The organism is Desulfobaculum sp. (assembly GCF_054921475.1).
The window spans coordinates 1-9,159 of sequence record NZ_JBUDSW010000143.1 but is presented as its reverse complement, the minus strand read 5'-3'; the positions used below and the strand labels follow the sequence as shown (position 1 = coordinate 9,159).

At 61.8% G+C, this 9,159-nt stretch carries 8 protein-coding genes; all 8 read left to right on the top strand.

Translation table 11 applies throughout. The features are described 5' to 3' along the window. Positions 1-768: 768 nt before the first annotated feature. Positions 769-2,052 (top strand): hypothetical protein, encoded by a 1,284-nt coding sequence (locus ACY69P_RS10360; RefSeq protein ID WP_462327407.1) that lies wholly within the window; start codon positions 769-771, stop codon positions 2,050-2,052. Positions 2,053-2,286: 234 nt separating this feature from the next. Beyond that, positions 2,287-3,084 carry a DUF3100 domain-containing protein gene (locus tag ACY69P_RS10355; RefSeq protein WP_459901991.1) on the top strand — a complete coding sequence of 266 codons (798 nt, stop codon included), beginning with the start codon at positions 2,287-2,289 and terminating at the stop codon, positions 3,082-3,084. A gap of 5 nt (positions 3,085-3,089) precedes the next feature. Then, positions 3,090-3,539, top strand: coding sequence for a hypothetical protein (locus ACY69P_RS10350; protein ID WP_462327406.1), 450 nt, complete (start codon positions 3,090-3,092; stop codon positions 3,537-3,539). Next, positions 3,540-4,685: an amidohydrolase gene (locus tag ACY69P_RS10345; protein WP_404845235.1), complete on the top strand. Its 1,146-nt coding sequence runs from the start codon at positions 3,540-3,542 to the stop codon at positions 4,683-4,685. It begins immediately after the preceding gene. Between the two features lie 20 nt (positions 4,686-4,705). Continuing rightward, positions 4,706-5,920, top strand: a complete 1,215-nt coding sequence (locus ACY69P_RS10340; RefSeq protein WP_462327405.1) for an L-serine ammonia-lyase, iron-sulfur-dependent, subunit alpha — start codon at positions 4,706-4,708, stop codon at positions 5,918-5,920. A 381-nt stretch (positions 5,921-6,301) separates the two neighbouring features. Continuing rightward, entirely contained in the window at positions 6,302-7,312 is a 1,011-nt protein-coding gene (locus tag ACY69P_RS10335; RefSeq protein ID WP_459901994.1) for an NAD-dependent epimerase/dehydratase family protein, read from the top strand. Next, positions 7,296-8,444, top strand: coding sequence for a DegT/DnrJ/EryC1/StrS family aminotransferase (locus ACY69P_RS10330; RefSeq protein ID WP_462327404.1), 1,149 nt, complete (start codon positions 7,296-7,298; stop codon positions 8,442-8,444). Before ACY69P_RS10335 ends, ACY69P_RS10330 begins: the two co-directional genes overlap by 17 nt. 46 nt (positions 8,445-8,490) lie before the next feature. Continuing rightward, positions 8,491-9,159: asparagine synthetase B family protein (locus ACY69P_RS10325; RefSeq protein ID WP_462327403.1), on the top strand; the 669-nt coding region annotated here is incomplete at its 3' end.

Below are 9,159 nucleotides of genomic sequence, written 5' to 3'. Positions count from 1 at the left end.
TTTCAGGGGTACCGGAAGGTTGTGTACAAGGGGTTTGGCTTTACCCGAAGCGTGTTCCCTGCCGAAAACCCCAATCGCGTGCTGGCCGGAAAGGATGTGAAAACACAGTGCCCAGCCACCACCATTGCAGGTGGCCCCGGGGCCACGGCGTGCAGCTATTTTGCCTCTGACTACGGATGCCGCGTTTCGTGCACAAAGGGATACTTCCCTTGCGCTGGGCCGGAGGGCTGCGGCTGCGTGAAAGGCCACGGCACCATAGTGAAACAGTAACCGGCAGAAGGGCGTTCCCATGCCCCGTTTCGCTGTCCGCTCGGGTGAGGGGGCTCTATGCCAGGTACCATAGGGCCGCCCAGCCCGCGCCCACGTCGCGCCCGGGGGGAGTGGCGCGGGGCGGGGAGGCCCTTTTCGGTCAAGGCGGCCTCGGGCGAGGGCAAGGCTCATCCCTTGGCTGACGGCGCTTCACCTTGACCTGAACTCCCCGCAACGCTCCGCCTGTACCTCGTTTTTCACACCTCCTGTGGATTTTTCTCATTCTCACGGTTCATGGCATTTGTCCGCAACCTCCCGCGATTGCAGACAGTTGGGAGCCGCCGCCACGCATGGCTTTTCAGAAAGATATTGGTTGCTTGACCAAACAATCACATACTCCTTGACAGAACGATGACGACATAGCATGTTTCACATGTTTCGGGCGTATTTTTGACATGTCCGAAATTGACGGAAGCGTACCATGACCCGGCCTTAGCGCCAAGGTGACAAGGAGAATTGATGCGGATTGCGTGTGTTGGCCCTTCTGATTCCATAGCGGTGATGCAGGAAGCTGTGGAGCGCTACTTCCCCGACGTGACGTTTATCATGTACGTCCGGGAGAAGACCGAGGATTCGTGGGAAGTGCTCGAATCCTGCCAGCGCGAGGCCGACGGCATTCTGTTTTCCGGTATTGGTGTGCAGGAGGCCGCCAAGGCGCGCGGCATTGTCACCAAGCCGTATGCGCACATCCCGCGCGGGGCGTACAGCCTGATGCGCGTGCTTTCCGAAATTTCCCGCAGCGGCCTGCCCCATGGCCGCATCAGCATTGACGTTGTGCTGGATAATGTCCTGCACGAGGTCATCCGCGAGTTCGGCATTTCTTTCGATAAAATCCACTCCATGCCTTTTGCCATCCACCGCCGCGAGGACGACTACCTTGAACGGCATCTTGACCTGTACCATTCGGGCACGGTGGATGTGATGGTCACGGGTTTTGGCTCCGTGTACCACCAGCTGTCGGGCATGGAGCTTCCGGCCTTTCGTATGTACCCCAGCGCGCTGCAGGTGCGCGAAACGGTGGAGCGCCTCATCGGCATGATTGACGCCCGCGGCCTGCGTTCGGCTGGCATTGCCATCCAGAACGTGAAGCTCAACGGCATCAGTCAGGACTCCATCAATCAGTACGACGACATGAAGAACAAGGGGCGCTTCTATCTGGAGCTTCTGGAGTATGTCCGGGCGATTCAGGGAAGCATCTTCAATTTCGGCAAGGAAGAGTACGTCATCTTCTCCACGCGCGGCGTCATTGAGAGCGAGGTCCATATGGACATGTTCCGCCGCCTGCTGGAGTGGGGCCGCCGGAACAATATTCTTTTTGCCTCGGGCATTGGCATTGGCGGAACGGCCTTCGAGGCCGAAAAGTCGGCCCGCAAGGCGCTGAGTAATGCCATTCGCCTGCCGCAGGGCGGGCTGTTTATCGTCAATGGCGATCATATGCGCGGCCCTGTGGGCGAAGAGGGTGAGATTGCCTTTCGGACACGGGTTTCGGACGAGGCCTCGCTCAGGGCCTCCCGCGAGATTGGCATCAGCGCCAGCCATGTGGAGAAAATCCGCGCGCTGATGGACAAGACCGGTAAAGACACCTTCGACTCGGGCGACCTGGCCGCACGCCTTGGCATAGGCGAGCGCAGCGCCCGTCGTCTCTTGAAAAAATTCCTTGATAGCGGCTACGCCGAGCTTGTAGGCAAGGAAACGGCCCACCATGTGGGGCGTCCGAAAAACGTGGTTCGGATTCTTTTGTAACAGGGTCTTTTACGGCCATTTTCGGACATGTTTGTGACATGGCCGAAAGGAGGCCGGAGGGATGGGCCCGCGTTCAACAGGGAAAGGGGTGGCACACAACACGAGGCAGCAACGAGAACAGAGGGTTTGATGTTGGGGATGCATCACATGGGGCTTTGGTTTGAGGCTCCAACGCGCAGGTGGCTGCCGTGGTGGTGCGAGGTACACAGATTTTTAACGTTGTAGGGATGACTTATGATGGAAGCAATTAAGAACGTCAAAGTGCACCTTTTGGTGTTGGCGCTCGTTGTGGGTTCGGAGTTCATCGGCATTTTGGGCTTTAACGTTGGCCCCGGCAAGCTGGTGCTGTTGCCGATGTTGTACGCCGTGTTCATCGGCACATTTCTTGGCCCGAAGTTTTTGAAAGTGGTCAACGACAAGGACATGCTGAACGCCAGCTCCCTTGTCAGCCTGACCCTGATGCTGCTCATGGCGCGCTATGGCACGCTGGTGGGCCCCAAGTTCTTTGAGATTCTGAAGGCCGGTCCCGCGCTTATTCTGCAGGAGTTCGGCAACATTGGTACGCTGCTGATTGGTATTCCGCTGGCCATGTTCATCGGCCTGAAGCGCGAGTCCATCGGTGCGGCGCACTCCATCGCCCGCGAGCCCAACGTGGCTCTCATCGGCGAAGTGTACGGCCTGGACTCCGCGGAAGGGCGCGGCGTTATGGGCGTGTACATCTGTGGCACGGTCTTTGGCACCATCTTCTTTGGCCTGACCGCCTCCTTCCTGTCCATTCTGGGCGTTTTCCATCCGTATGCTCTGGCCATGGCCTCCGGCGTTGGCAGCGCGAGCATGATGACGGCAACCGTCGGCAGCCTGAGCGCCATCTATCCTGACATGGCCGAAAACATTCAGGCCTTTGGCGTTGCCAGTAACACCCTGTCCGGCCTGGACGGCGTGTACATGTCCATGCTCATTGCCCTGCCCATGTCCAACAAGCTCTACAGCCTGTTGTACCGCCTGAAGTTCGGGAAGACCCAGGAGGCCTAGTCATCATGAATAGCATTGTTGAATCCGCTATCGTTCTGCTGCTTGTCGCTGCCATCACTCTTGTCGGCAACAGCATTGGCTACGACTTTGGAATCGTTGAGGCTATGCCCGGCATGGCCGTCCTTTTTGGGCTTTGCTTGGCTGGTATTCTGGCCAACCGCTTTGTGTGGAAAAAGCTGCCCACGGTTTTGTATGTCATCACCTTTGGCATGATTGTGACTCTGCCCGGCTTCCCCGGCGCTGAAGCCTTTACCGCTTGGGTGAGCAAGGTGAACTTCCTCGCCCTGACCACGCCTATCCTCGCGTACGCTGGTGTTGGCATTGGTAAGGACCTTGACGCGCTCAAGAAGACCGGTTGGCGCATCGTGGTGGTCAGCATCTTTGTCATGGCTGGCACCTACATCGCCTCCGCTGGCATTGCCCACGTCGTGCTTAACGCTTTGGGAGAAATCTAAATGCCCCTGCATCCTGAGATTGAGGCCCGTTTCGACGAATTGAAAGCCATTCGTCAGTATCTGCACACGTGTCCGGAAATTGGCACCGATACCAAGGAAACCTGCGACTACATCAAGGCCCGCCTTGACGAATGCGGCGTGGATTACGAGGACATCGGCGAGAACTCCGTTCTGGCAAAGGTTGAAGGTCGCGCCGCTGGCAAGACCGTGGCCTTCCGCTGCGATATGGACGCGCTGGAAATGCAGGAAGAGACGGGTCTGCCGTACGCCTCCAAGACGGACGGCAAGATGCACGCCTGTGGTCACGATGGCCACACGACGACCCTTTTGGCCTTTGCCGGCTATCTGGCAAATCACCGCGATTTTGACGGCACGGTTCTGCTGCTGTTCCAGTCCGGTGAGGAAGGCTTTGGCGGGGCCAAAAAGGTCATCGAAGACGGTTTGTTCGAGAAGTACAGCATCGACTACATGTTCGGCTACCACAACTGGCCCGCACATGGAGAAGATAAGGTTGTCATCCACATGGGTGCGGCCATGGCTTCCGAAGACCGCTTCACCGTCCGCGTGACCGGCCGCAGCGGCCACGCTTCCGTGCCGCATGGATGCATTGAGCCCTTCGCCGCTGTGGCGGACATCATCAAGGGCGCGCAGTCCATCATCGCCCGCAAGGTCGATGCGCACGAGAAGGCCGTCATCAGCATCACGCAGGTGCACGGCGGCAGCGCGTTCAACATCATCCCCGATGATGTGCTTATCTGCGGCAATGTCCGCACCTGCGACGACGCGGTGCAGGACCTTGTGGAACAGTCCATTGGCGAAGTGGTGGAAGGCGTTGCCAAGATGTACGGCGTCACCACCGAGCTGACCTACACGCGCAAGCACCCGGTGCTGACCAACTCCACCCCGGAGCTGGCCGTGGCCGCTGCCGAGCGTGTGGTGGGCAAGGACAACGTCTGCACGGACGTTCTGCCCGCCATGGGCTCCGAGGATTTCGCCTTCTACCTGCAGAAGACCAAGGGGTCCTTCCTGTGGGTGGGCAATGGCGTGGATTCTCCTGTGCTCCATAACAGCAAGTATGACTTCAATGACCACGGCATGCTCATTGCCGCCAGTGTGTTCATTGAGCTGCTTGAGGAAGTCCTGTAACCGCCGCGGAGAGACGACGTATGGATTCCTTGAAGGAACTCTACAAGCTGGGCAACGGTCCATCCAGCAGCCATACCATGGGACCGCAAAAGGCCGCCCGTCTGTTCCGGGAGCGTACGCCCAGTGCGGCGCGCTACCGGGTCACGCTGTACGGCAGCCTTGCCGCCACGGGCAAGGGTCACCTGACGGACTGGATTATCGAGGAGACCCTGAAGCCGCTTCCGACGGAAATCGTCTGGCAGGCGGACGTGGTGAAGCCGTTCCACACCAACGGCATGTACTTCGAGGCGCTGAGCGAGCAGGGCGAGCTTATCGACCTGTGGGAGGTCTACAGCGTGGGTGGCGGCACCATCGCCGAAGCCGGTCAGAATGACCGGGGAGCGCGCAAGGTGTACCCGCATACCAAGCTGATGGACATCATGCGCTACTGCCGCGAAGAGAACATCGAGCTGTGGGAATACGTGGAGCGGCACGAGGACGAGGACCTGTGGCCTTTCCTGAAGGACATCTGGCAGGGCATGTGCGAGAGCATAGAGGCCGGCCTTGGCAAGACGGGCGTTTTGCCGGGGTCCCTCAAGTACCCGCGCAAGGCCAAGTCGTTCTTCAAGAAGGCGCGGCTGCAGTCCAAGCGGTTGCGGTCCACGGGCATGACCTTTGCCTACGCCCTTGCTGTCTCGGAAGAGAACGGCTCGGGCGGACGTGTGGTCACGGCGCCCACCTGCGGCTCTGCCGGGCTGGTTCCGGCCGTGCTGCGTTCTCTCAAGGAAGAGTACGACATCAGCGAAGACGAGATTCTCCGGGCGCTTGCCATTGGTGGTCTTGTCGGCAACCTGGTGAAGGAGAACGCCTCCATCTCCGGCGCTGAAGTCGGCTGTCAGGGCGAGGTTGGTACCGCGTGTGCCATGGCCGCCGCCATGACGGCCTATCTCTTCGGCGGAACGCTGAGCCAGATCGACTATGCGGCAGAGATGGCCCTTGAGCACCATCTGGGCATGACCTGCGACCCCATCGGGGGCTACGTGCAGGTGCCCTGCATTGAGCGCAACGCGGTTTCGGCTGTGCGCGCCATCAATGCCGCTGAATATACGCTGTTTACGGACGGCGAACACTGCATAAGTTTCGACCAGGTCGTGGTGACCATGGGAGAGACGGGCCGCGATTTGAAATGCGGCTACAAGGAGACCTCCCTGGCGGGGCTGGCGAAATATACGCCGGACTGCCGTTTCCAATTGTAGGAGGGAGCGCCTCCGCGCCGCGTCCGCCCAACTGTTGGGGTTGTGGAGCGGACGCGGTTTGCGCAGAAGTGGGTGGATGCAAGCCCCACCCGCATGACAGGCCCGGAGGAGCAATCCTCCGGGCCTTGTTGTATGCTATTGGGACGGGTGTTGTCGCGGTGCGCCGCAGGAGTGACGGCGTGTTGGTGTCTGCGCGGCATGCTGTACGCCGCTTGTGGGGCTGGCGCGCGTGGGCGGCGGATGCGTGATGGAGCGCGTCTGCGCCGCCGCGTAACGTGCCGCAGTGGATGTACTTTTTTTGCGTATGAGTTCCCCTTGCCGTGTGGTTGTGGTATCGTTTGCCCACTCTCTCCTGCAATCCTACTGTGAGGACGGTTGGTTATGGATATTCGCGGCAAACGGCTTCTGGTCATTGGTGGTGGGGGATTCATCGGCTCGCACGTTGTGGACCTGCTGACGCGGGAGGACGTGGCGGAGGTCCGGGTGTTCGACAACTTCTCGCGCGGCAGTGAGGAGAACCTGCGCGACGCCCTGCGGGACCCGCGGGTGAAGGTCTTTGAGGTGGGGGGCGAATTGCTCCAGCGTGATGTGCTGTCCGCCGCCATGCAGGGCATAGACGGCGTGTTCCACCTTGCGGCCCTGTGGCTGCTGCACTGTCAGGATTATCCGCGCTCCGCCTTTGAGGTGAACATCGGCGGCACCTTCAATGTGCTGGAGGCCATGTTGGAGCGCGGCGTGAAGCGGCTGGTCTACTCCTCGTCCGCCTCGGTGTACGGCGACGCTGTGGCCGAACCCATGACCGAGGACCATCCCTACAACAATACAAATTTCTACGGCGCGACTAAGATTGCGGGCGAGCATATGTGCCGCGCCCTGCACCACCGCTACCACGGCACGGCCCAGCATTTTGACTATGTGGGCCTGCGCTACATGAATGTCTACGGTCCGCGTCAGGACTACCACGGTGCGTACATCGCCGTGATTATGAAAATTTTGGACCGTCTGGATAGAGGCGAGCCGCCGCAGGTGTATGGCGACGGCGCACAGTCCTACGATTTTGTGTACGTGGAGGACTGCGCGCGGGCCAATGTGGCCGCCATGAAGGCCGAGGCCACGGACCGCTTCTACAACGTGGGTACGGGCATCAAAACATCCATCCGCGAACTGGCGGAGCGCATAGTGGATGTGGTGGGCGTGGACGCGGCCATTGAGTATTTGCCCGGCGGGCAGACCTTTGTGAAGAACCGGGTGGGCTGCCCCGAGCGCGCGGCCAAGGAGCTTGGCTTCCGCGCCGGTGTGGGGCTGGCGGACGGGCTGAGGCAGTTGGTCAGCTGGCGGGCGGCGCATATGCAGGACGTGGAAAGGAGGCGGCGCGATGCAGGACTTCAATGACACCGAGCGCATCCCGCTGACGCGCCCGGCCATTACGCAGGCCGCGCGGGAACGCGTGATGGCCGTCCTTGAAAGCGGATTTTTGACCGAAGGCGCCGTCACGCGCGAGCTGGAGGAGAAGTGGGCGCGGTTTACGGGCGCGCGTGAGGCCGTGGCCGTTACGTCCTGCACCACAGGGCTGGAGCTTGCGCTACGGTGCATGGGCATTGGCGCGGGCGATGATGTCATCGTGCCGGATTACACCTATCCGGCCACGGCGCTGGCCGCGCTGTCCCTTGGCGCGACGGTGACGGTGGTGGATGTGTCGCCCCGGACCATGCTCATGGAGCCGCAGGCCCTGTGGGACGCCGCCGGGGAGCGGACCCGCGCCGTGATTCCGGTGTCGCTTTTTGGCAATCCGCTGGACGGGGCGTGGCTGGCCGCCGCGCGGGAGCGGGGCCTCGCCGTTATTGAGGACGCGGCGTGCAGTCTTGGAGCCATGTGGAACGACCGCCACGCCGGGCTGGATGCCGACGTTGCCGTGTTCAGCATGCACCCGCGCAAGACGCTGACCACGGGCGAAGGCGGCATGATCATCACGCAGGACGGCGCACTGGCCGCGGCCCTGCGCTCCGCCAAGCATTTTGGCATGGAGGCCGTGGCGGGCAGTCCGCGCCCGGCCTTTGTCCGTGACGGGACGAATTTGAAGCTGTCCGACGTGCTGTCGGCCATGGGCGTGGCGCAGATGGATGTGCTGGACGAACTCTTGGCCCAGCGCCGCCAGTTAGCCGAGCGCTACACCACCGTGCTTGCTGATATGCAGGGGGTGACGCTGCCGACGGTGACGCCCGGTGGCCGCCACGGCTGGCAGACCTTTGCGGTGTGTGTGGAGCGGCGCGACGCGGTGATGGCCCGCCTGCGCGCACGCGGGGTGGAGGCGCAGATTGGCACCTACGCCCTGCATATGGAGCCGGTGTTTCGCGGGACGGAGCGGGTGCGCTTTCATGGCGAGATGCGCGGCAGCGCCCGCGCTTTTGCCACCTGCCTCGCCTTGCCGCTGTTCCCGGGTATGACCGAGGCCCAGCAGGACCGCGTGGTGCGCGAGTTGCGCCGCGCGCTGGATGCCTGCGCGGCCGGGGCGGCGTCCGCATGAGCGTATCCGCGGCCAGTGTGGCGCGCGATGGGCGGGGGACGCGCTGATGTGCGGCATCTGCGGTATGGTGGATTTTCGCGGTGCGCCCGTGGTGCCGGATGTGCTCAGGCGTATGACGGACGCCCTTGCTCACCGGGGGCCGGACGGGCGGGGCGTCTTCATTGATGGCGACGCCGGGCTGGGGCACAGGCGGCTGGCCATCCTTGACCTGACCCCCGCCGGACGCCAGCCCATGACCACGCCGGACGGGCGCTTCACCCTTGTCTACAACGGCGAAGTGTACATCTACCGCGACCTGCGCGCCGAGTTGGAGCGGCAGGGCGCGACCTTTGTGTCGCAGTCGGATACCGAAGTGGTGCTGCACTTGCTCTCGCAAGGCGGGCCGCAGGCGCTCAGCCGCTTGAACGGCATGTTTGCCTTGGCGCTGTGGGATAGCCGTACGCGGCGGCTGCTGTTGGCGCGCGATAGGTACGGCATCAAGCCCCTGTACTGGACCATGGCCGGGGGCACTTTTCTGTTTGCCTCGGAGCAGAAGGCCATGCTCCGGCATCCCGCCTTCTCGCCGCGCCTCGATACCGAATGCCTGCTGGAGTATTTTACCTTTCAGAATATGTTCACGGACCGGACGTTTTTTGACGGTGTGCGTCTGTTTCCGCCCGGTTCGTACGCGGTGGTGGACGCGCGCCGCCCCGGCGCGGCGCTGTCGCCCGTGGCG

Coding starts and splice junctions, on each gene's coding strand:
- ACY69P_RS10330 (WP_462327404.1), top strand. CDS start 7,296: ATGCAGGACTTCAATGACACCGAGCGCATCCCGCTGACGCGCCCGGCC.
- ACY69P_RS10345 (WP_404845235.1), top strand. CDS start 3,540: ATGCCCCTGCATCCTGAGATTGAGGCCCGTTTCGACGAATTGAAAGCC.
- ACY69P_RS10355 (WP_459901991.1), top strand. CDS start 2,287: ATGATGGAAGCAATTAAGAACGTCAAAGTGCACCTTTTGGTGTTGGCG.
- ACY69P_RS10350 (WP_462327406.1), top strand. CDS start 3,090: ATGAATAGCATTGTTGAATCCGCTATCGTTCTGCTGCTTGTCGCTGCC.
- ACY69P_RS10335 (WP_459901994.1), top strand. CDS start 6,302: ATGGATATTCGCGGCAAACGGCTTCTGGTCATTGGTGGTGGGGGATTC.
- ACY69P_RS10360 (WP_462327407.1), top strand. CDS start 769: ATGCGGATTGCGTGTGTTGGCCCTTCTGATTCCATAGCGGTGATGCAG.
- ACY69P_RS10340 (WP_462327405.1), top strand. CDS start 4,706: ATGGATTCCTTGAAGGAACTCTACAAGCTGGGCAACGGTCCATCCAGC.